The sequence below is a fragment of the Winogradskyella sp. SM1960 genome (assembly GCF_020179375.1).
GTDB lineage: Bacteria > Bacteroidota > Bacteroidia > Flavobacteriales > Flavobacteriaceae > Winogradskyella > Winogradskyella marina.
The window spans coordinates 620,296-642,127 of the sequence record NZ_JAICBG010000001.1 but is presented as its reverse complement, the minus strand read 5'-3'; the positions used below and the strand labels follow the sequence as shown (position 1 = coordinate 642,127).

23 protein-coding genes and 1 tRNA gene are annotated in these 21,832 nt (G+C 32.1%); 17 read left to right on the top strand and 7 right to left on the bottom strand.

The window, feature by feature from the left end; translation table 11 throughout:
* Nucleotides 1–9: 9 nt before the first annotated feature.
* The 10 genes from K1X16_RS02920 to K1X16_RS02875 all read left to right on the top strand — a co-directional run bounded on the left by K1X16_RS02920 (nt 10) and on the right by K1X16_RS02875 (nt 7,445).
* Nucleotides 10–192 (top strand): CPXCG motif-containing cysteine-rich protein, encoded by a 183-nt coding sequence (locus tag K1X16_RS02920; RefSeq protein ID WP_225034983.1) that lies wholly within the window; start codon nt 10–12, stop codon nt 190–192.
* A gap of 133 nt (nt 193–325) precedes the next feature.
* Nucleotides 326–1,168, top strand: coding sequence for a Two component regulator three Y domain protein (locus K1X16_RS02915; protein ID WP_225034982.1), 843 nt, complete (start codon nt 326–328; stop codon nt 1,166–1,168).
* 173 nt (nt 1,169–1,341) lie between these two features.
* A tRNA-Met gene (locus K1X16_RS02910) sits at nt 1,342–1,414 on the top strand.
* 211 nt (nt 1,415–1,625) lie between these two features.
* Complete coding sequence (locus K1X16_RS02905; RefSeq protein WP_195869653.1) at nt 1,626–2,156, top strand: YSC84-related protein; 531 nt, start codon at nt 1,626–1,628, stop codon at nt 2,154–2,156.
* 162 nt (nt 2,157–2,318) lie between these two features.
* Entirely contained in the window at nt 2,319–2,876 is a 558-nt protein-coding gene (locus K1X16_RS02900; RefSeq protein WP_195869652.1) for a helix-turn-helix domain-containing protein, read from the top strand.
* Nucleotides 2,877–2,895: 19 nt separating this feature from the next.
* Nucleotides 2,896–3,342 (top strand): response regulator, encoded by a 447-nt coding sequence (locus tag K1X16_RS02895; protein WP_195869651.1) that lies wholly within the window; start codon nt 2,896–2,898, stop codon nt 3,340–3,342.
* Nucleotides 3,343–5,124 carry a sensor histidine kinase gene (locus K1X16_RS02890; RefSeq protein ID WP_225034981.1) on the top strand — a complete coding sequence of 594 codons (1,782 nt, stop codon included), beginning with the start codon at nt 3,343–3,345 and terminating at the stop codon, nt 5,122–5,124.
* A 144-nt stretch (nt 5,125–5,268) separates the two neighbouring features.
* Nucleotides 5,269–5,421 carry a DUF5670 family protein gene (locus K1X16_RS02885; protein ID WP_225034980.1) on the top strand — a complete coding sequence of 51 codons (153 nt, stop codon included), beginning with the start codon at nt 5,269–5,271 and terminating at the stop codon, nt 5,419–5,421.
* A 408-nt stretch (nt 5,422–5,829) separates the two neighbouring features.
* Nucleotides 5,830–6,846 carry a helix-turn-helix domain-containing protein gene (locus K1X16_RS02880; protein WP_225034979.1) on the top strand — a complete coding sequence of 339 codons (1,017 nt, stop codon included), beginning with the start codon at nt 5,830–5,832 and terminating at the stop codon, nt 6,844–6,846.
* Between the two features lie 140 nt (nt 6,847–6,986).
* Nucleotides 6,987–7,445, top strand: coding sequence for an RNA methyltransferase (locus tag K1X16_RS02875; protein ID WP_225034978.1), 459 nt, complete (start codon nt 6,987–6,989; stop codon nt 7,443–7,445).
* Between the two features lie 80 nt (nt 7,446–7,525).
* Here the strand turns inward: K1X16_RS02875 and rho are convergent, their stop codons facing one another.
* Nucleotides 7,526–9,223, bottom strand: a complete 1,698-nt coding sequence (gene rho / locus K1X16_RS02870) for a transcription termination factor Rho (RefSeq protein WP_195869647.1) — start codon at nt 9,221–9,223, stop codon at nt 7,526–7,528.
* Between the two features lie 216 nt (nt 9,224–9,439).
* Between rho and K1X16_RS02865 the strand changes: the two genes are divergently transcribed.
* Complete coding sequence (locus K1X16_RS02865; protein WP_195869646.1) at nt 9,440–9,850, top strand: DUF4293 domain-containing protein; 411 nt, start codon at nt 9,440–9,442, stop codon at nt 9,848–9,850.
* Between the two features lie 68 nt (nt 9,851–9,918).
* Here the strand turns inward: K1X16_RS02865 and K1X16_RS02860 are convergent, their stop codons facing one another.
* Nucleotides 9,919–10,413 (bottom strand): metallophosphoesterase family protein, encoded by a 495-nt coding sequence (locus tag K1X16_RS02860; RefSeq protein ID WP_225034977.1) that lies wholly within the window; start codon nt 10,411–10,413, stop codon nt 9,919–9,921.
* A 139-nt stretch (nt 10,414–10,552) separates the two neighbouring features.
* On the opposite strand from K1X16_RS02860, the gene truA reads away from it, so the two are divergent.
* Nucleotides 10,553–11,299, top strand: coding sequence for a tRNA pseudouridine(38-40) synthase TruA (gene truA / locus K1X16_RS02855; protein WP_225034976.1), 747 nt, complete (start codon nt 10,553–10,555; stop codon nt 11,297–11,299).
* Between the two features lie 51 nt (nt 11,300–11,350).
* A complete protein-coding gene (locus tag K1X16_RS02850; RefSeq protein WP_225034975.1) occupies nt 11,351–13,120 on the top strand; it encodes an ABC transporter ATP-binding protein in 1,770 nt (589 codons plus the stop codon).
* A 153-nt stretch (nt 13,121–13,273) separates the two neighbouring features.
* Here K1X16_RS02850 and K1X16_RS02845 read toward each other — a convergent pair whose 3' ends face one another.
* From K1X16_RS02845 to folP, 4 genes are all read right to left on the bottom strand, one after another.
* A complete protein-coding gene (locus K1X16_RS02845; protein WP_225034974.1) occupies nt 13,274–14,047 on the bottom strand; it encodes a DUF3667 domain-containing protein in 774 nt (257 codons plus the stop codon).
* Nucleotides 14,047–14,829: a diadenylate cyclase CdaA gene (gene cdaA / locus K1X16_RS02840; RefSeq protein WP_195869641.1), complete on the bottom strand. Its 783-nt coding sequence runs from the start codon at nt 14,827–14,829 to the stop codon at nt 14,047–14,049. Before cdaA ends, K1X16_RS02845 begins: the two co-directional genes overlap by 1 nt.
* Before the next feature lie 140 nt (nt 14,830–14,969).
* The gene (locus K1X16_RS02835) at nt 14,970–15,620 is read right to left on the bottom strand and encodes a hypothetical protein (RefSeq protein ID WP_225034973.1); all 651 of its coding nucleotides are present in this window, start codon (nt 15,618–15,620) and stop codon (nt 14,970–14,972) included.
* Between the two features lie 78 nt (nt 15,621–15,698).
* Nucleotides 15,699–16,526: a dihydropteroate synthase gene (gene folP / locus K1X16_RS02830; RefSeq protein ID WP_225034972.1), complete on the bottom strand. Its 828-nt coding sequence runs from the start codon at nt 16,524–16,526 to the stop codon at nt 15,699–15,701.
* A gap of 219 nt (nt 16,527–16,745) precedes the next feature.
* On the opposite strand from folP, the gene K1X16_RS02825 reads away from it, so the two are divergent.
* From K1X16_RS02825 to tpiA, 4 genes are all read left to right on the top strand, one after another.
* Complete coding sequence (locus tag K1X16_RS02825) at nt 16,746–17,288, top strand: DUF1599 domain-containing protein (RefSeq protein ID WP_195869638.1); 543 nt, start codon at nt 16,746–16,748, stop codon at nt 17,286–17,288.
* An 85-nt stretch (nt 17,289–17,373) separates the two neighbouring features.
* A complete protein-coding gene (locus K1X16_RS02820; protein ID WP_225034971.1) occupies nt 17,374–18,468 on the top strand; it encodes a BT_3928 family protein in 1,095 nt (364 codons plus the stop codon).
* Nucleotides 18,469–18,547: 79 nt separating this feature from the next.
* A complete protein-coding gene (locus tag K1X16_RS02815; protein ID WP_195869636.1) occupies nt 18,548–19,624 on the top strand; it encodes an ABC transporter permease in 1,077 nt (358 codons plus the stop codon).
* Nucleotides 19,625–19,709: 85 nt separating this feature from the next.
* On the top strand, nt 19,710–20,459 hold the full coding sequence (gene tpiA, locus K1X16_RS02810; protein WP_225034970.1) for a triose-phosphate isomerase: 750 nt from the start codon (nt 19,710–19,712) through the stop codon (nt 20,457–20,459).
* A gap of 107 nt (nt 20,460–20,566) precedes the next feature.
* On the opposite strand, the gene K1X16_RS02805 is transcribed toward tpiA, so the two are convergent.
* Nucleotides 20,567–21,769, bottom strand: a complete 1,203-nt coding sequence (locus tag K1X16_RS02805; protein ID WP_225034969.1) for a porin — start codon at nt 21,767–21,769, stop codon at nt 20,567–20,569.
* Nucleotides 21,770–21,832 lie beyond the last annotated feature (63 nt).

The window sequence follows — 21,832 nt, the reverse complement described above, 5'->3', positions numbered from 1 at the left end:
ACTGGACTTATGGAAGAACACTTTTTTCAATGTCCATATTGTTGGGAGCAGATTTCTATGCTTGTAGATGTTTCTCTAAGGCATCAAAAATATATTGAAGATTGTGAGATTTGTTGCAATCCTATTCAAATTTCTATATCCGTAGAAAGCCAGGAAATCGTAAGCTTTCAGGTCGACGATATAGGTCAATAATTGTGTTTGTTTTACTTGTTTGTTATAGGTGCAAATTTTGAAATAGTGCATTTCGTCGAAAAAATTTGCAGTTTAAAGGATATATACTTAGGTTTGTATTGTTATTGTGTCCCTCCACAAAATCTTATCAACTATGAAGACACTTAAAATAACATTAGTATTCTGCTTAATTTCATTATTCTCATTTGCAGAAGTTTCACAAGAACAAAAAGCAGCACTTGTAGATTTATACAAGGCAACTAACGGTGATTCTTGGAGTCATTCTTGGAACTTGGAAGAATCTGTTTCAACATGGCATGGCATAACTATTGAAGATCAAAATGTTGTTGGAATCAACTTAAGTTTCAATGGTTTAAAAGGGGAACTTCCAGAGTCTATTTCAAAACTAAAACATTTAAAAATACTTAACTTATCATTCAATAAATTAAGTGGTGAATTACCCAGTTCTTTGGTATGCTTGAAAAAGTTAGAAGAGTTAAAATTATTCTCAAATATATTTAGTGGAACTATTCCTTCAGATATCGGAAAATTATCAAATTTAAAATCATTAGAATTGTTTAATAATGATTTTTCTGGGGAAATTCCGTTGTCTATAGGAAGCTTAACACGTTTAGAAAGCCTAATATTAAGTAGTAATAAATTGAGAGGTACGCTTCCTTCAAGTTTATCGCGATTAAAATCTTTAAAAGTATTAAGCGTTTTTGATAACCAATTATTAGGAAAGATTCCTTCATCTATTGGAGGGCTTGTAGAACTAGAAGAATTAGTATTATCTAATAATGCTTTTTATGGCGAACTTCCAACTGAGTTAGCACAGTTAACAAATCTAAAAACATTACTGTTGAGTGAAAATCAATTTAAAGGTAATTTTGCAGCGTTAAAAGATAAGCTTCCAAATATTGTTGATTTCGATTTAGACGATGTTAATAGTAAAGGAGCGTTAGCTACATTAGATACAGAGGATGACGACGACTAATTTTTGCCATATTATAAATTTATGATCATAGCGCTCAAATAAAAATTGAGCGTTATTTTTTGGTTTAGATTTTGGTATTCGAAAAAAAGTATTATCTTTGCAGTCCTAAAATGATATAGTCGGCATTATGAACCGAAAGTTAAGAGCTAAGTTTATCAATTTTTGAATTACATCGCGGGATAGAGCAGTAGGTAGCTCGTCGGGCTCATAACCCGAAGGTCACTGGTTCGAGTCCAGTTCCCGCTACTAGAAAAATCAAGCCTTCACAGAAATGTGGAGGCTTTTTTGTGTCTTAGACTCAACCATAGAGTAGGTTAATCAGAAGCATTAACAATCAAATGTTTTGAACTAAGTAAGGTTAGTTGTTATCCATAATTTTATCTCAAGAAAGTTAGAAGCAATTAGTTGCTGTTATAGGCTTTCTAAAAACAAAATGTTTAACCAAAAAAATAAAATTATGAAAATTAGAAATTTAATAGTAACGATAGCATTTATGTTCGTAACTGTATTCGCTTTTTCTCAAAATAAAGATGATATGCGTGTTATGAAAGATGCAGATAAGGCAATTTCAACTTTAAAAAGTTCAGATAAAGGATTAAATAAATTTTTTAGTAACGCTTCTGGCTATGTTGTCTTTCCTAATGTTGGTGAAGCCGCATTAATTGTTGGAGGTGCTTCGGGTAATGGTGTGGTATATGACAATGGTGTAGCCATAGGAATGTCTGATGTAAAAAAAATAGATGTTGGGCTGCAAGCCGGAGGTGAGGCTTATACACAAGTCATCTTTTTTGAAACAGATGATGCACTTAATGAGTTTAAACAAGGTAACTTTGAGTTTTCGGCTGAAGCAAAGGTTGTCATTGTAGAAGAAGGAGCTAGCAAAGCTGCTAATTACGATGATGGTGTTGTCGTTTTTATTCATCCTAAAGCAGGTGCAATGGCAGATGTTTCTATAGGTGGTCAGAAATTTAGCTACTCAGAATTTTAAATTAAACCAAAAAATTTAATATTAAAAAAAGCCGATTTTTATAGTCGGCTTTTTTGTATTTTTAATTCTTGTAATATCTCAAAACATTTTAGGGAGGAGATATGATATTGATGTGATGCTATTTTAATTAGAATAGACATTAATTATGTAATACATACCACGATGAAATTATTTTTAAAGTTTGATTACACTACGGTTTGTAATAGAGTTATTGAAGAACAGCTCAAAATGTTTAATTTTAAGTATCAGCAGACCGCTTTTGGAGAAATAGAACTGTTAGAAAAAGTAACGAGCAAGCAACTTCAAGAATTTAATAGTAGTATTGAAAATTACGGTATTTCTCTTATTGAAGATTCTAAAAAAATAATGGTCCAAAAAATTAAAGATGTTATAAGAGATATGGTCCTTAATAAAGAAAATGATGTCATTGTGAAAACGTCAGTATTTCTTTCCGAAAAATTGAATCACAACTATAGTTATTTATCCAATCTGTTTTCTGAAGTGACTTATACGTCTATAGAAAATTACGTGATTTTGCAAAAAATAGAATATACAAAAACATTACTGGTGAAGCAAGATTTATCGCTTACCGAAATAGCCTATAAACTCAATTACTCTAGTGTGGCGCATTTAAGTAAGCAGTTTAAAAATACAACAGGAATAACACCATCTGCTTTTCAGCGTATAGTAGCAAAGCGAAAAGAAAGCCATTTACAATAATTTATTAGGTTTTATAATTATGATAAAAGAATATATGAAAATAGCCTTAGCGGACGATGATGAAGATGACAGATTCTTTTTCACAGAAGCCTTCGATGAGTTAAAGGTAAAAAGTAAAGTCTCTACTTTTAAAGATGGCATTGAACTAATGCATTATTTAGAACAAGCCGAAAATGAACTTCCAGATTTGTTGTTTTTAGATTTAAATATGCCTAAAAAATCAGGGATTTCTTGCTTACAAGACATCAAAGCTAATAGTAGATTAAAAGATTTAGTTATTGCTATTTATTCCACATCTTCTTCTGAAGAAGATGTAGAACACACCTTTGTTCTTGGAGCTAATATTTATATAAAGAAACCTAATGATTTTGAAAAATTAAAGAAAGTACTTTCTGAAGTGGTCACTACAAATTGGCAATACATAACAAGTGGCTTAAATAAAGATAATTTTTTATTACGCTTATAAATGATAAGAATAACTCCTAGTAAACTTTTAAAAATTGTATTTGGTGTAGGCCTTTTTGTGATATTATGCATTGGTGGTTTTACATATAAACATATTCAAGAACTTTCAGAGTCTACTGAGGAGGTTAACGATACCCAAACTTTACGAACTGAGTTAGAACATATGGTATATAACCTTAAAGAAGCCGAAGTAGGTCATAGAGGTTTTTTGCTAACTCACGATTCTTTATTTCTAAAACCTTATCACGAAAGTCGATTAAAAATAGATCAAAACCTTAAAAGGTTAGATACGTTAATTGTTAAGGATAAAGCTCAGCGAGAAAATCTAAACCAACTAGAACAAGATATAGTTAAACGATTTATAATATTTAATAAATCTTTAAACATTGCCACAGACGATGAAATATTGACAAAAGACATCTTATTGTTGCTGCATGAAGGAAAAATAAAAATGTCGCGTATACGTAACGATATATCTGTAATGTTAGAATTAGAAAACAAATTACTACATGAACAACAGAAAAAAAATGAAGAAGCAATTGGTATTACACCTTTGTTTTTATACAGCATATTAATTCTTACCTTATTGCTTTTATTGTTGGCTTATGCTAAAATTAACAAAGATCTTATGGTTCTAAAAAAAACGAATAAGGATCTTAAAATATTTAAAACATTAACAGAACAGGCCGAAATAGTTAGTAAAAGCGGTACATGGATGTGGAAAATAAAAGACAATACATATCACTTTTCAGATAATTTGTATAAACTATTAGGTACAGAGCCGCAATCTTTTGAACCAAACTTAGAAAGTATTTTTAAATATGTACACGAAGATGATGCTGAAGATTTGAGGCAAGAAATAAGCAATATGATAAAAAACGAAGACTTACCTTTTGTAACCTTTCGTATTGTGCAACCAAACGGGGCAACTAAACATCTTAAAGCACATGCAAAGCTTATTGATATTGGGTTTGAAGAAAAACAATTATTAGGAGTTGCTGTAGATGTCACGGATGAGTTTGATAGTTTTAATCTTATTCAAGAACGCAACCAAGAATTAGAACGTAATAATAAAGAACTGTCTGATTTTAATTATGTAGCCAGTCATGATTTACAGGAGCCACTAAGAAAAATACAAACTTTTATTTCACGATTAGAAACTAATGATGGCGAACAAATTTCAGAAAAAGGACAATTTTACATATCTAAAATAAAGTCATCTTCAGCAAGAATGCGAATGTTAATCGAAGATTTACTACAGTATTCACGCACTAATAATGCCGACAAAGATTATGTGAATACCAACATAAATATGCTATTAGAACACGCTAAACACGAACTCTCTGATAGTATAGAAAGTAAAGGTGCTATTATTACTAATGATAACCTGCCAAATCTTGAAGTTGTTGCATTTCAGATACAACAATTGTTTATCAACCTAATTAGTAATTCTCTCAAATATTCAAAAGAAGGTATAGCACCTGTAATAAATATCACGCATCAAGAAGTGCGGACTAATACGGTTAAAGACATAGAGAAATCACTCTTCAAATATCACCATAAGATCTCATTTAAAGACAATGGTATTGGTTTCGAACAAGTTTACGCTAAGAATATATTTGAGCTTTTTAATAGGTTACATGGAAAAACTGAATATTCTGGAACAGGAATAGGCTTGGCCATTTGTAAAAAAATAGTCGAAAACCATAATGGTGTAATCGTTGCAGAAGCAGAACCAAACATCGGTACTACAATTACCATTTATTTGCCATTTTTAAAATAGTATAATATATTTTTAAAATTGTATAATAGAAACCACCTTCTATTACTGACATTTGTTCTAAGTAATTTAACAGTATTATATTCAGCTACTTCTCTTATTAAGTCCTCTGTTTTGTTAAAGCCTTAATTAAAATGTATACACGTCATGAAAACTTTTCTTAGCATTATATTGGTGTTATTAATAATTCTTTGGGCACTTGGTTATTTTGTTTTTATGTTTACATCGGCAATTCACTTTCTATTGCTAATTTCTGCCATTGTCTTATGGCTATTAAATAGGAAATTTAAAGACAATTAAAGCTCATAACTTCTCAATGCTTTAGTGATTACTGATTTCAATTACCGCTCTTAAATTGTAAGTCTCTTATTTTCAGAGCTCTTATAGGATGTTAATCAATCAAATAATCGATTTATTATGTTTTGTTTAACAATAAAACTGAATGTTGTAACAAAACCTCAGAATTGTATAACACATAACCTGCCTTTGTGTCTTTACTTTGTAGTATCAAAAACTAAAACTAAAATTCTTAATGAAAATTACAAAAACACACATCAAAAAGCAATTCGCTAAAGTGGGAAAAATATTCCCGAAACCAATTCTTGGCGGAGCTGTACTAGCGGATTCTAAAAAAAGTAAGAAATAAAGAATTTAACGCAACCGCAACAAACTACAAACTAATCAATGTCTAACCAAAAATCAGTACTCATGAAAACCATAGAAATTAAAGCAAATAATTTACAGTCAATGTTTACCACGCTAAAAAGAAAGATAGGAGGTACATTTACTTTACAACGTAATGAAGGTGAGCTACACATTGATAGCACGTTTGGAAAAGGTATCATTAGAGGTATAGAATTAGAGCGCAATACGACTTTTGTTGAGTTTGATCTGAAGTTTAATGAGGATGTTGAGTTTATTTTCGCGAGTCCACAACAATCAGTGGTTAATTTTCTGTATTGTGCAGAAGGTAAATTGGCTCATGCATTTAATAGTGACAAAACGAAAAAAACAGTAGAAACTTTTCAAACAGGAATTGCCGCAAATATGGTATCAGAAAAAAATCATATTTATTTTTATAAAGATGTATTTGTGAATTCTACATTAATTTCGGTGAATACTTCAAAATTAAGTACATCAAAACATCGTATTAATAAAATGGTATCTGAAATTTTTAATACAGATACATCCAATGACTATAGTTTTGTTGGCTCTTATAATTTAAAAATTGCAGATAGTATTAAGCAGTTACAAGCAATAAAACAACAGGGAGTTGTGAGAACATTGTTAATTCAAGGTTTAGTTAATCTTATACTAGCTTTAGAAATAGAGCAACATTCTTTAGATATGAAACGTGCAGCGCAGCCTAAAGGTTCGCTAACTGCTTACGAGTTAAAACAAGTAAAAGAATTGTCAGATTATATTAATAATTTCCCAGAAACTAATCTGAATGTCATTGAGTTGGCCGCAAAAATAGCTTTAAGTCCGGCAAAAGTACAAGAAGGCTTTAAGCTTATGCATGGCAAAACTTTAAATAGTTATATACGTTTTGTAAGAGTGAAAAAATCTGAAGAACTTATTAAAACGACAGATTTAAATATTTCAGAAATAGTGTACTCATTAGGATTCTCTAGTAGAAGTTATTTCTCTAAAATTTTTAAAGAGCAATACAATTGTTCACCAATAAATTACAAACAAAACATTAAGTTAGCTGCAACAGCATAATTATATATCCAAAAGTGGTTGTGAAAAATTATAATTTAAGATTTTTCACAACCACTTTTATTAAGAACGCATTTAAGCATTTAAATGAGTTCTTTTTTTATTTATAGGAATAGATATCGTCAAATTTATATTTTTGAATTATGAACGATAACTTTACAAATGAATTTTTCGGTATAGGAATCCAAAATGGTAAAACACCTGAAAATCTAGGTGTCCTTTGGAGATCTGCTCAAAACCTTGGAGCGAGTTTTATTTTTACTATTGGTAATCGCTATGCTAAACAAGCATGTGATACACACAATGCCGTAAAGTCAATGCCTTATTTTCATTACGATACTTTTGAAGATTTCTTTAATAATATCCCAAAAGGAGCAAGATTGGTGGGTGTTGAATTAACAGATGAGGCTGAGGCTTTAGAAACGTTTAAGCATCCAAGACGATGCGTGTACTTGCTTGGAGCCGAAGATCATGGTTTGTCTAAACAAGCCATTGAGAAAAGTCATTTTTTAGTTAAGTTTAATTCCCAATTAAGCCTTAATGTGTCCGTTGCAGGCAGTATTGTAATGTACGATAGAGGTATCGCTAAACCAAGAGTTTAATAGTAATCACTAGATACAAAACACAAAAAAACCTTGAACGTTCAATTCAAGGTTTTTTTAATTTATTTTTAGTTTAAAGTCTATCCATTCATAGAAATTAAGAACTCTTCATTATTTCGGGTTTGTTTAAAGCGATCATTAATAAATTCCATCGCTTCAACCGGATTCATATCTGCAAGATACTTACGCATTACCCACATTCTCTGAATAGTATTCTCGTCTAATAATATATCATCACGTCTTGTGCTCGATGATGTTAAATCAATAGCTGGGAAAATACGACGGTTAGAAATCTTACGATCTAACTGAAGCTCCATGTTACCAGTTCCTTTGAATTCTTCAAATATAACTTCATCCATTTTAGAACCTGTCTCTGTTAATGCTGTTGCAATAATGGTTAATGAACCACCATTTTCGATATTACGAGCAGCACCAAAAAAGCGTTTTGGTTTGTGTAGAGCATTGGCATCAACACCACCAGAAAGAATCTTTCCAGAGGCTGGTTGAACCGTATTATAGGCTCTTGCTAAACGTGTAATAGAATCTAATAAAATCACTACATCATGGCCACATTCTACCAATCGTTTCGCTTTTTCTAAAACGATATTAGCAATTCTAACATGCTCATGCGCTTCTTTGTCAAATGTAGACGCAATGACTTCGCCACGAACGTTACGTTGCATATCCGTAACTTCTTCAGGACGTTCATCAATTAATAAAATCATTTGATAAACTTCAGGATGGTTAGCCGCAATAGCATTTGCAACATCCTTAAGAAGCATTGTTTTACCTGTTTTTGGTTGCGATACAATCATACCACGTTGTCCTTTACCTATTGGTGAGAACAAATCCATAATACGTGTAGAAATCGTCGCTTGTTTTTCTGCTAAATTAAATTTCTCTTGTGGAAATAATGGAGTTAAATGTTCAAAAGCAACTCTATCTCTAACAACGTTAGGGTTTTGGCCGTTAATTTTACTGACCCTAATTAATGGGAAGTATTTTTCACCTTCTTTTGGAGGTCTTACATGCCCAAGAACCGTATCACCTGTTTTTAATCCAAATAATCTAATTTGAGATTGCGATACATAAATATCATCTGGAGATGACAAATAGTTATAATCCGAAGATCGTAAAAAACCATAGCCATCTTGCATGATATCTAAAACACCCTCACTTTCAATAATCGCATCGAATTCAAAGTCTGGCTCACGATAGCGATTTCTGCTATCCTTGTTGCCATTGTTTTTAGAATTGTTATTGTGTGAGTTATTATCTTTAGAACGTGATGGCCTGTTGTCCTTATTCTGTGAACGTCTTTTATCGTCCTTTCGAGGATTTGGCTTCTTTTGATCTTGAGATTTATTATTGGATTTATCAGTATTCGTTTTATCCTCTTTAGGTTTGTTTTCTTGTGGCTTACGCTCTTGAGGTTTGCGAGGTTTAGGCTTGTCTTTAGCTTGTGGTTTAGCTTTTGTGCCTTCCTCTTTATCTGTAAACTCTAAGGATTTTTGGTCCTTTTGGTCCTTAGTGTCTTTTGGCTTTTGTGGAACTCGAGCACGCTTTTTGGTCGGTTTATTCTCCGGTTGTTTTGGTGCTGAAGTAGTTTCGGTATCGACTTTGGCCTTTACTGCACTAGGATTTGCAGCTTGGTAATCTAAAATTTGATAAACCAAGTCTAATTTTTTTTGTGTACGGTATTTTGGTACCTTTAGTTGTTTTGCTATTTCCTGTAATTCTGGAAGTTTTTTAGCTTTTAACTGTGAAATTTCAAACATTCGTATGTTGTATATGTATTATAATTTTGATATTATTAATTCAATATTTTCTAAATGAAATAAAAAGAAAAAAAGTGAGATTAATTTGGAAGATTAGAACGATGCAACTCAGTATGTTACTTCTTTCTATTGCAATAATACAATTTTATTTTAAATTAATTTCTATCTTTTTAAAAAATAAACTACTAATTTTGCATTCGTTTTAGAGTTAAAGATATGATTCAACGCATTCAGACCTTATATTTGTTTTTAGCAGCTGTGATTTCAGCTGGCTTAATATTCGTGTTTCATTTGTGGACAAACAATGACGATGTAAAAATTTACGCACTAGATAATTATTTGTATTTAGGTTTATTTTTAGGATCGGCTTTATTATCTTTGGCTTCGATTTTTAGATTTAAAGACAGAAAATCCCAGTTTATTTTGGGACGACTCAATATAGTATTAAACTTTATTTTACTAGGAATCTTTGTATATCAATCGCTAAACTTATCTGGAGAAATTAACGTTTCTGAGAAAGGTATTGGGATTCTTCTTCCTATTTTTTCTATTGTGTGTTTAGTCTTGGCTAACAAGGCTATTAAAAAGGATGAAGAACTTGTAAAATCTGTAGATCGATTACGATAGACCTAAAATCTTAGTAGTATTAGTGTGAAAAACCCAAACGCTGCCGTTTGGGTTTTTTTTATTTTTATTTAACGCTTTTCAAACTCTATAACTTCTAAGTCTTTTATTTGTTTTCCATCAATCTTAAACCGTAACATGGTTCTTACGTTATGAAAGCCATGTTTGCCTACTGCGCCAGGATTCATGTGTAGTAAATTTAGCTTTTTATCTGGCATTACTTTTAATATATGAGAATGGCCAGTAATAAAAATATCTGGCGGATTGTTAAGTAATGCGTCTCGTACCTTGTTATTATATTTAGGAGGATAACCACCAATATGTGTAATCCAAACATTGACGTCTTCACACATAAATCTGTTATGAAGCGGAAATTCTACACGTACTTTGGTATCGTCAATATTGCCATACACTGCTTTTAATGGTTTAAGTTTTTTTATGCTATCAGTAACATTTAAATCACCAATATCACCTGCATGCCACACTTCATCTGCTTGTTTAACATGTTTTAAAATGGCATCGTCTATGTAACTATGTGTGTCTGATAAAAGGAGTATTTTTTTCAAGAAAATGTTTGATTTAATTCGAAATTACGTTTCAAGTAAGTATTACTATTGCTTTTTCGATTCTAAATAATACGTTAATGAGATTCCTGCGTTCACAGGAATAGAGTAACTTTGCACTTTAACAAAAGTAAGATTTCTATTGCGATTTTTCATTGAACTTTCATATAATGGTAAAGCCTATCATGGTTGGCAAAATCAACCTAACGCTATTTCGGTACAAGAAGTATTAGAAAAAGCATTGTCTACCATTTTGAAAACCGACATCTCAATTATGGGTGCAGGTAGAACAGATTCAGGTGTGCATGCCTCACAAATGTTTGCGCATTTTGATTATGAAGGTGATTTTAAGTCCATAGATATCGTTTTTAAACTCAATTCGTTTTTACCAAAAGATATTGCGGTAAGTGCTGTATTTGAAGTTAAACCAGAAGTACATGCTAGGTTTTACGCAACGAGTAGAACGTATCACTATAAAATTTCTACGTCTAAAAATGTATTTAACTACGATTTTGCATACCAAATACAATTGCCTTTAGATATAGATGCGATGAATGAAGCTTGTAAGATCTTATTTCAGTATAAAGATTTTCAATGCTTTTCTAAGACAAATACAGACGTAAAAACGTATAATTGTGAAATAAAAGAAGCGCATTGGACAAAAATTAATGACCAACTTGTCTTTACAATCACAGCCGACCGATTTCTAAGAAATATGGTTAGAGCGATTGTTGGCACTATGGTGAATATTGGTTTAGGAAAAATGAAAGCTGAAGAATTACACGCAGTTATTGCTTCAAAGAGTAGGAGTGAAGCTGGATTTTCAGTACCAGCACACGGCTTGTATTTAGTGAAAATTGTGTACCCTGAAAGTATAAAAAATTATTAAAGTGATTTCCGTTTTTACGGAAAGTAGATACCGAAAATAGTTCGGCATAAGATGGCAGAAAAAGGTAAAAAAATATTTGATGTTTCGTTGTTTAAACGATTATTGCAGTACATAAAACCGTATCGAACGGTTTTTATAGTGTCATTAATATGCGTAATTGGCTTGGCACTTTTTGGTGCTTTTAGACCGTATGTATTAAAGGAGGCTATAGATGTTAAAATAGCTAATAAGGAGTACAATGGGTTTGTGGTTTATATGCTCATAATGTTAGCCTTATTGGTGTTAGAAGTCGTTTCGCAATTGCTCTTTATTTATTATGCGAGTTGGTTAGGACAATCTGTGGTTAGAGATATTAGAGTTAAATTATTTAAGCACATGCTTAAATTTAAAATGACCTATTTTGATAAATCATCTGTAGGTGTTTTAATCACAAGAGCCGTTACAGATATGGAGCGTATTGCTGATATATTTGGACAAGGACTCTTTATGATTTTTAGTGATGTGTTAAAAATGTTGGTCGTTGCTGGTTTTATGTCTTTTATAAACTTAAAGTTAAGTCTTATTGTTTTTACGACCATGCCAATAGTTTTGTTTGCTACTAAAATTTTTCAGAAGTATATGAAAATTGCTTTTGAAGATGTACGTACCGAAGTTTCAAACTTAAATTCCTTTGTGCAAGAACGTGTCACAGGCATGAAAATTCTACAATTATTTACACGAGAAGATGTAGAGTATAAAAAGTTTAAAGCCATTAATGAACGTCATAAAAAAGGATGGTTAAAAACGGTTTGGTATAATTCTATTTTCTTTCCTATTGCTGAATTTTTAGCCTCTTTAACCATGGCCATGGTAATTTTGGTTGGTGGCTTTGATGCCATTTCAGGAAGTGGAGGAACCACCTTAGGCGAGTTAATTTCTTTCACCATGTTTATTCCTATGTTATTTAGACCTTTAAATCAAGTAGCGAATAAGTTTAATACCCTTCAAATGGGAATGGTTGCTGCAGATCGTGTTTTTAAAGTGCTAGATACAAGCTCTAATATTGATGATTCTGGTACTATTGAAGCCAATCACTTTAAAGGCACAATTGCATTTGAAGCTGTTCGATTCGCTTATATTAAAGATGAAGAAGTATTAAAAGGAATTTCGTTTAATGTTGAAGCAGGTGAGACGGTTGCCATAGTTGGTGCAACTGGAGCTGGAAAATCGACCATCATTAATTTATTAAATCGTTTTTACGATATTAATTCAGGAACCATTAAAATTGATGATACTGATATTAAGGATATGACGATTAGTTCGCTTAGAAGTCAGATTGCGGTTGTATTACAAGATGTGTTTTTGTTTGCAGATACTATTCTTAATAATATTACCCTAAATAGCGAGGATATTACCGAAGACGATGTGGTAAATGCGGCAAAGGCTATTGGAATACATGATTTTATTTCAAGTCTTCCAAATGGCTATCAATACAATGTGAAAGAACGTGGTGTCATGTTATCTTCTGGTCAGCGTCAATTAATTTCGTTTTTAAGAGCATATGTAACCAATCCTAGTATTTTAATTTTAGATGAAGCGACCTCTTCTGTAGATTCGCATTCCGAACAATTAATACAAGATGCCACCGATAAAATAACAAAAGGCAGAACTTCAATTGTAATTGCACACCGATTGGCAACGATACAACAGGCCGATAAAATTATTGTTATGGATGCTGGTGAAATTGTTGAAATTGGGACACACAAAACCCTTTTAGAAAAAGAATCGGGATATTACAAAAAACTATATGAAGTCCAGTTTCTGAAGGCTGAGGCGGTTTAATCTATTGATTATTTAGCGTGTTCTATCGAAGCTTTTTTGAACTTCAAAAATGTTTTGCATAAAGGCAGAATCTTTGTATAGTAATGCCACAACAACGTTAACAGTAGTCATCTTGTTCTTCAAGTTGCGTATGGCAGTTTTTACAATTCATTCTTATATTTTGAAATTGCCACTTAGATATAATATTAAAAAGAGTAACATTATTGCAATAAAATAGATAACCACGTATACGAACATTACCATTAAAAACTTGGCGAAAGTACTCCAGAAATCTTCATTAAATACTTTTTTTAATATGAAAGCCAAATAGATGAAGGTAGGTAAGCCAAGAAGACTAGATACAATTAGATAATTCATACCTGTCACTAAGAATAATATGCTTAAGACCGCAGTTATTATGATGATTTGAGCGGAGTAATATAGGTTTAAGACTAAATGTTCTGTGAAATTAAAACGTCTATCGCCTAAAATAAGATATACAAGCCATGTTGCTAACGCAGATACAGGAACACCTAAAATATATATTAAACCTTGATATTTTGTGAACAAGTCTGAATTAAAACCTGGTAAAGGATTAATGTCTTTTTCTGGATTGATAAAACCTGGCGTAAAATCTAATGCGTCTTTAAAAAATGTAGTTATTAAAAATACCTGAATACCAGCAAGAGTTAAAGAAATTGCAAAATACTGAAGAACATCAATATATTTTTTTCGTGTACCATTAATGTAACCAACAATTACAGATTCAGGTTGTTTAAATAGATCAAAGAAAGTGCGAAAAAATTTATTGTCAATCGAAATAAACTGTTCATTAACTTGTTGTGCAATTATTTTAGGCTGAAGTCGATTATTAATTATTTTTGCACCACATTCATCACAAAATTTTTGTGTGTCTTTAAGGCTGTTATCGCAGTTTTTACATCTCACTAGCCTAAATCTTCTTTAATTTTTTGAGTTAATTCGCTAGTGTTTTTAAAGATTACAAATTCACCATTTTTTATATATGAAATCTGACCTGTTTCTTCACTTACACAAAGTGCAATCGCATCTGTTTTTTCGGTAATACCAATGGCAGCTCTATGGCGTAAGCCAAAACGCTCTGGTATGTGTTTTTCGTTGTTAACAGGAAGAATAACACGTGTCGCTTTTACAACATTGTTGTCTATTATAATAGCTCCATCGTGTAATGGGCTGTTTTTAAAAAAGATACTTTCTATTATAGGTTGCGAGACTAAGATATTCATTTCGTCTCCTGTATTGGTTAGAAAGTCTAAGTTATTGTTACGTTCAAGTACAATTAAAGCTCCTGTATTTGAAGCTCCCATTTTGTTACAAGCATTAATAATGGCATCAACATCTGTTGTGGTTTGATCGTCGTTTTTAAGGAATTTAAAATTTTTAAAAAGATTACGTTTGCCTCCAATATTAGTAGAGCCAACCATTAACAGAAACTTTCTAATCTCAGGTTGAAACACCACGATTAGTGCAATAATTCCAACTTTCATAAAACCATCAAAAATGCTATAGAGCATGTACATGTTGAGGTAGTCGGTTAATCGCCAAGCAAAATAGATAATAAGAATACCAATAAAAATATTGATGGCAACGGTTCCTTTTACAAGTTTGTAAATGTAGTAGAGTAGGATAGCCACGAGGAAGACATCCACAAAATCTATAAATCTAAAATCCCAAAGTTGTAAGTTTTCCAAAAGGTAGGTGTTTCTGCTAATTTAAGAATTTATGTTTAGTAGTGAAGAAAAAGGTAGTCAATAATTCTTTTTTACTAGACCTTGCAGGTTTTTTATATTGGTTGAATGTAGTCGAAATCAAACTTAATTGAGTCTTCTCGTTAGTTTATGTATTCTTTGTTTGAAATAAGTTGACCAAACGATGCAAGTTCCTTTTTTACAGTTATATAATCTTGAAAAGTCATAGATTCATTGAAAATTAGAACAAATTTCACCGTGTTGTCATACTCTTTATAAATTTCGTTTAATGAAGACTTAAAGTTTTCTTTTGAAAATTCAAAATTAATATCAACAGAAGTACTTATATGGACATCTTTTAGACTTTCTATGGTTACATAGCAAAAATTCGCATCATTTAAAACAGGATAGTCTTCAATAAAATAGTAAACATCCGTAAACTCCAAAAATCCTAAATTCTGAATACTAGTATCATTACAAGTAAAATAATTTTTAGCATCCTCATTTTTATGCATTTTAGCGTTACGCTTTTTTTCTTGCATCATTATAATTTTAGGAATGGCTTGTTTTAATGTTAAGCGCTTATCCACATTCACTAACCAATTGGTAGTGCTAATTAAGTTTTTTCGATTTAATAACGTAGAATCTGGTTCTGTTTCATCATAAAATATATATGCAGGCGAAACGTCTAAAACTTCCGTGACTGTCGCATTTTCAATTTCAGGAAGTAATAAGGTGCGTTCGTTGTTGCAACTGAACAGTAAAAGAATAGTAAGTAAATAGATGTAGCGCATTTTTTTTGTAATAATTTAAGATTCTATTTTTTATTTCAGACAGACCTTCAAGGTTATGAAAACCTTCTAGACCTTAGGTTAAGACTTGTTTAGCTGATTAAAAAGGGTGACACATTCCATAGCTTCCTTCACATCATGCACACGTAAAATTTTGGCACCTTTCTGTAAAGCAACCATGTGCAAAGCCGTTGTTCCATTCAGTGCGTCTTCAGCGGTTGAATTTAATGTTTTGTAAATCATGGATTTTCTTGATACTCCAGCTAAAAGAGGTTTGTCTATTAGTTGAAGTAATTCCATTTGATTTAATAATTCAAAATTTTGTGTTCTAGATTTTGCAAACCCGAATCCAGGATCTATAATAATATCATTTATTTTGTCTTGGTGTGCAGCTGCGATACGTTCCGCAAAATAGGCGATGACTTCTTTGGTTAAGTCTTTATAATCTGTTTGTTGTTGCATGTTTTTCGGGTTTCCTCTCATGTGCATCATAATATAAGGAACTCCTAATTTTCCAACGGTAGACAGCATGTTATCATCGAGCTGTCCTGCAGAAATATCATTAATTAATGCAGCACCAGTTTCAATACTTCGTTTGGCGACGTCACTTCTAAACGTGTCTATAGAAATTAATGCTTCAGGAAAATGTTTCAGAATTAATTCAATTATTGGAAGTACACGTTTTAATTCTTCTTCTTTACTAACATCATCTGCATGTGGTCTAGAACTATAACCACCAATATCAATAAAAGTTGCTCCAGCGTTCAGCATAGTTTCAACTTGGGTCAAAACCTCAGAGTCGTTCTTGTATTTTCCACCATCAAAAAACGAATCTGGAGTGATATTCAAAATTCCCATCACTTTTGGAGTGGATAAATCGATAAGTTGGCCTTTGCAATTTATAGTCATTTCTTCGTTTAAGATTCAAAATTTAAAATTCAAAGTTGAACTAAATTCTTAAAAACTTTGAATTTAGATCGCAGAACTTTGAACTCTTAACTATTTGTCCGAAATTTACGGAAATTTACGCGATAATCGCGATTTGTAAATTTCTAGTGATTCGTTATGCTATTTATTTGGAAACGCAAATACTTAAGTAATACCTTACAAGAAAATATTTTTTAATAGATGCAAGATACTTCAAAACAATACGATACTATTATCGCAAAATGTAGAGCGCTTTTTGTCAATAAAATGAGTGATTATGGTAGTGCATGGCGTATTTTAAGATTGCCATCATTAACCGATCAGATTTTTATAAAAGCACAACGCATAAGAGGTTTGCAGCAAAATGCCGTTAGAAAAGTAGATGAAGGTGAAGTAAGTGAGTTTATAGGTATTATTAATTATTGTATAATGGCGTTGATTCAGTTAGAAAAAGGCGTTGTAGAACAACCCGATTTAAATACTGAAGAGGCTGCGAAACTTTATGATGAAAAAACGGCACTCACAAAACAATTAATGCTCAATAAGAATCACGATTATGGTGAAGCTTGGAGAGATATGCGTGTAAGCTCCTTGACCGATTTAATTTTACAGAAATTACTACGCGTTAAGCAGATTGAAGATAACGCAGGTAAAACAATTGTTAGCGAAGGGATTGATGCCAATTACCAAGACATGATTAACTATGCGATTTTTGCTTTAATTCACTTAAACGAAGCTAATTAATTTGTCATTCCTGAGAAGGCAGGAATCCAGTTAAATATAAACAACCTTAAAGTAGGTTTCTGCTTTGCAGGAATAAAAAGAAATTATGAAATACATAGTACAACTTAGTCGAATTTTTACAGGAATATTATTCATCATCTCAGGATTCATTAAATTGAATGACCCATTAGGCTTTTCGTACAAACTTGAAGAGTACTTTGGTTCTGATGTTTTAAATATCGAATTTCTAATTCCGTATGCACTTGGTATTTCAGTGATTGTTGTGGTGTTTGAAGTGGTCTTAGGTGTGTTCTTATTAATTGGTTATAAACCAAAATTCACAGTTTGGAGCTTATTATTAATGATTATCTTTTTTACATTCCTTACATTTTATTCGGCGTATTTCGATAAAGTAAAAGACTGTGGTTGCTTTGGTGATGCCTTAAAACTTACACCTTGGGAGAGTTTTACAAAAGATGTCGTCTTATTGGTGCTGACTTTAATTTTGTTCATTGGTGTTAAACACATTAAGCCTATTTTTTCAAAATTACCAACAACAGTAATTGCGCTGTTGAGTTTTATTGCATCGCTTTGGTTTGGATACCATGTGTTAATGCATTTACCGTCTATTGATTTTAGAGCGTATGCCATTGGCAAAAATTTACCAGAGCAAATGGAAACACCTGAAGATGCTCAAAAACCAATTTTGGAATATACTTGGACTTTTAATGTTGATGGCGAAGAACAAGAAATTGTGACTAATGGAAGTTATCCAACTGTTGATGGTGAGTTTATTGGTGTAGAAACCAAAACTATTGACGAAGGTTATACACCTGCAATTCAAGATTTATCAATTGAATCTGAAGACGAAAACTTAACCGATTATTTCTTAGGGAAAGAAAAGTTAGTGATGATTACTATGTATAATGTAACCAAAGGTGAAGCCGAAGGTATGGCGAAGTTAAAACCCTTCACTGACGAAGCCATTAAAAAAGGATACACTGTAATAGGTTTGTCTTCTTCAGGACCTGCAGATAAAGCTCAAATTAAAGCAGATTATAACTTAAATTTTGATATTTATTTATGTGATGAAAAGGTGGTTAAAACCATCGTGCGTGCGAATCCTGGCGTAATAGTGTTAAACACAGGTACTGTAACGCAGAAAGCACATTGGAATGACTTAGACGATATTGAATTGTAGTTGACATGTTGAGTCTGCTGTCTCATTTTACAGATAAAATTATTTAATCTGAATTTGAAAATTATAATAACTAACTTTTTTGATACGATATTTATTTAACAAAATAGGTTACGCTTTCATCACTTTATTAGGTGTTATAACTGTCATTTTCTTTTTGTTTAATAAACTTGGTGATCCTGCAAAAATGATGTTAGGGCAAAACCAATCAGAAGAGCAAGTTATTGCTGTAAAAAAGAAATATGGATTTGATAAACCAATAGGAACCCAGTTTTTATACTACCTGAACGATTTATCGCCAATTTCATTTCACTCTACAAGAACAACAGGTCATTATACGTCGTTAGGAATAAATAAATACACGTATTCTAAACTTTTTTCAACAGACAAAATAGCTGTCGTATTAAAGTTTCCATATTTAAGAGAATCCTTTGCGAAACAAGGAAAAAAGGTCAGTCAGATTATTGGTGAGACCATTCCCAATACATTTGTTTTAGCTCTTTCTGCTATTATCATTGCGATTATTTTAGGTGTTGTTTTCGGAATTATTTCAGCATTGTATAAAGATACTTGGATAGATAAAACCATTCAGGTACTAAGTACGTTTGGTATGAGTGTGCCATCGTTTTTTAGTGCTATTTTATTTGCTTGGCTATTTGGTTTTGTGTTACATAAATACACCAATTTAGAAATGACAGGTAGTTTATATGAACTCGATGATTTTGGTGAAAAAATGAGCATTCAATGGAAAAACTTAATCCTACCAGCAATCGTACTTGGCATTAGGCCATTAGCAGTTGTAATTCAGTTAATGCGAAATTCACTTTTAGAAGTGTTAAATCAAGATTATATAAGAACAGCAAGAGCCAAAGGATTGAGCGAGTTTAAGGTCATTAAAAATCATGCTGTAAAAAATGCATTGAATCCTGTGGTTACAGCTATTTCTGGTTGGTTTGCCTCTATGTTAGCCGGAGCCGTATTTGTAGAATACATTTTTGGTTGGAATGGACTAGGGAAAGAAATTGTAAACGCACTTAATACATTAGACTTGCCCGTAATTATGGGAGCTGTATTAGTCATTGCTATAATATTCATTACAATTAATATTTTGGTAGATGTAATTTACGCGTGGTTAGATCCTAAGGTGAAGCTATCATAACGAAATACTTACTGTAGTCAATTTACTTTCACCTTTATTATGTTATTTTTGTGTACTAAAATTAAAAATTCAATATACTTATATTATGAGAAAACATATCGTAGCCGGAAACTGGAAAATGAATAACGATTTACCTCAAACGGAGCTTTTAATAGCAGATTTATTAAAGCAAAACCAAACATCAGATGCTGAGGTGATGATTGCACCAACGTTTACCAACTTATGGCAGGCGTTTGAATCTTTAAGACAAGAGTCTGTAGAGGTTATTGCTCAAAATATGCACTTTGCAGAAAATGGAGCTTATACAGGTGAGATTAGCGCAAGCATGTTAAAAAGTATAGGTATTAAAACTGTTATTTTAGGTCATAGTGAACGTCGTGCTTATTTTAACGAAACGGATGAATCTTTGGCTAAGAAAGTAGATGCTGCTTTAGCTAATAATATGCGAACTATCTTTTGTTTTGGTGAAGAATTAGTAGATAGAAAAGCTGAAAACCATGAGTCTGTTGTTGAAGGGCAAATTAAAAACGCACTTTTTCATTTAGAAGCCGACGCTTTTAAAAGTATCGTTTTGGCTTACGAACCAGTTTGGGCTATCGGAACAGGTGAAACGGCAAGTCCTGAACAAGCACAAGATATGCATGCCTTTATCAGAAAAACATTAGCAAACAAGTATGGAAACGATGTGGCTGATTCTGTTTCAATATTATATGGTGGAAGTGTAAAACCAGGAAACGCCAAAGAGATATTTGGTAAGCCAGATGTTGATGGTGGATTAATTGGTGGAGCTGCCTTAAAAGCAGAAGATTTTTATGCGATTGTAAACGCATTCTAAAACCTTAATTTTATTCAGGCATAAAAAAAGTCCTTAAACAATTGTTTAATAGCAATTGCTTAAGGACTTTTTTAGTGTCTAACATCTCGTTAACTCAATAAAGGTTGTTATATCCCTATCTCAATCTGAAAACGTAAATACCAATCATTAGATGTGCTAGAATCTATATAAGAATATTCACTATTTGTAATTTCAGCTTGTAATTTTAAAGCGTGTTCCCAAATGTATTTGGTGACACCAAGACTATACTGATTAGTTTGTGGTGTTAAAGCTTCTATATCTTTATGAGGTTCTTGGTAAGAATACCGTCCTACTAGCTCGTAATTACTTAAAAACATATAACTTAATTGGGTGTCAAAACCACTACCAGTAAAGACATATCTAGATTCTGACATGTCATCTGGATTTACAGTAATAGGATCATCAGAAATTCTATTCATATAAGCCGTTTGAAATGCCCAACCATTATATTTTACTATAGCATCTAATAATACAGATTGCATATCGCGTTTTTCAAATAAGTCCTCACCAATTGTTCCACGTGTTCGTCGCGCATTGTTATTGTAATGGTAAACACCAGATAGCATTAATTTTGGGGTGTCTTCTCGTTTTAAATCCCCTTCAAATAATGTTCCATTACTTTTAAAAGATCCAAAAGGAAAAAGTTCTAATCGACCAGTAAATGCTAATCCGTTATCGGGTTCTTTCGTCCAATTTCTACCTTCACCTGTACTAATGGCTGTTTTTATGTTGTATGATAACTTGTCTTCAAGCTCATTTAAATAATAGACTTGTAATCCAAAATCTCTATCAATATTAAAGCGTGCATTGTTTATAGAGCGATCGGTGAGTTGTAAAGCACCAGATGAGTTTATACGTTGCCTATTTCCAGGGAGTTTGGTTTGCCCGAAACCAATGTTCCAATGTTCATTAGGTCTGTAAAAGACGATAGCATCTCTAATAATGTTAAGGTTGTCTCCATCTTCAATAGCACCAACATCATTTGGTGAAAACGATAATTGAACAACATAAATAATACTAGGATCACCGACATAACCATCAAAACGTAAGCGCATACGTCTTATCATAGCTTCGTAGCCGTCATCTTCCTCATCATTGTTTAAATAGGTTAATCTGTTTTGCATTCTAAAGCGAATGTTTAGCTTAAAAATACTGTCTGGTGATGTAATACCCAAACCTTTACCATAACTGTAATAAGGTAATGCAGATAATTTAATGTCGTTATTGTCTTGAGCAATAGCTATTTGAGATAACGCTAAAAATAGAATGCCTATAATATACTTGTTCATGTAAATGTTATTTTAATGCAAAAATAATAGTAACTAAATTAAGGATTAGTAAATTTGCAAAAA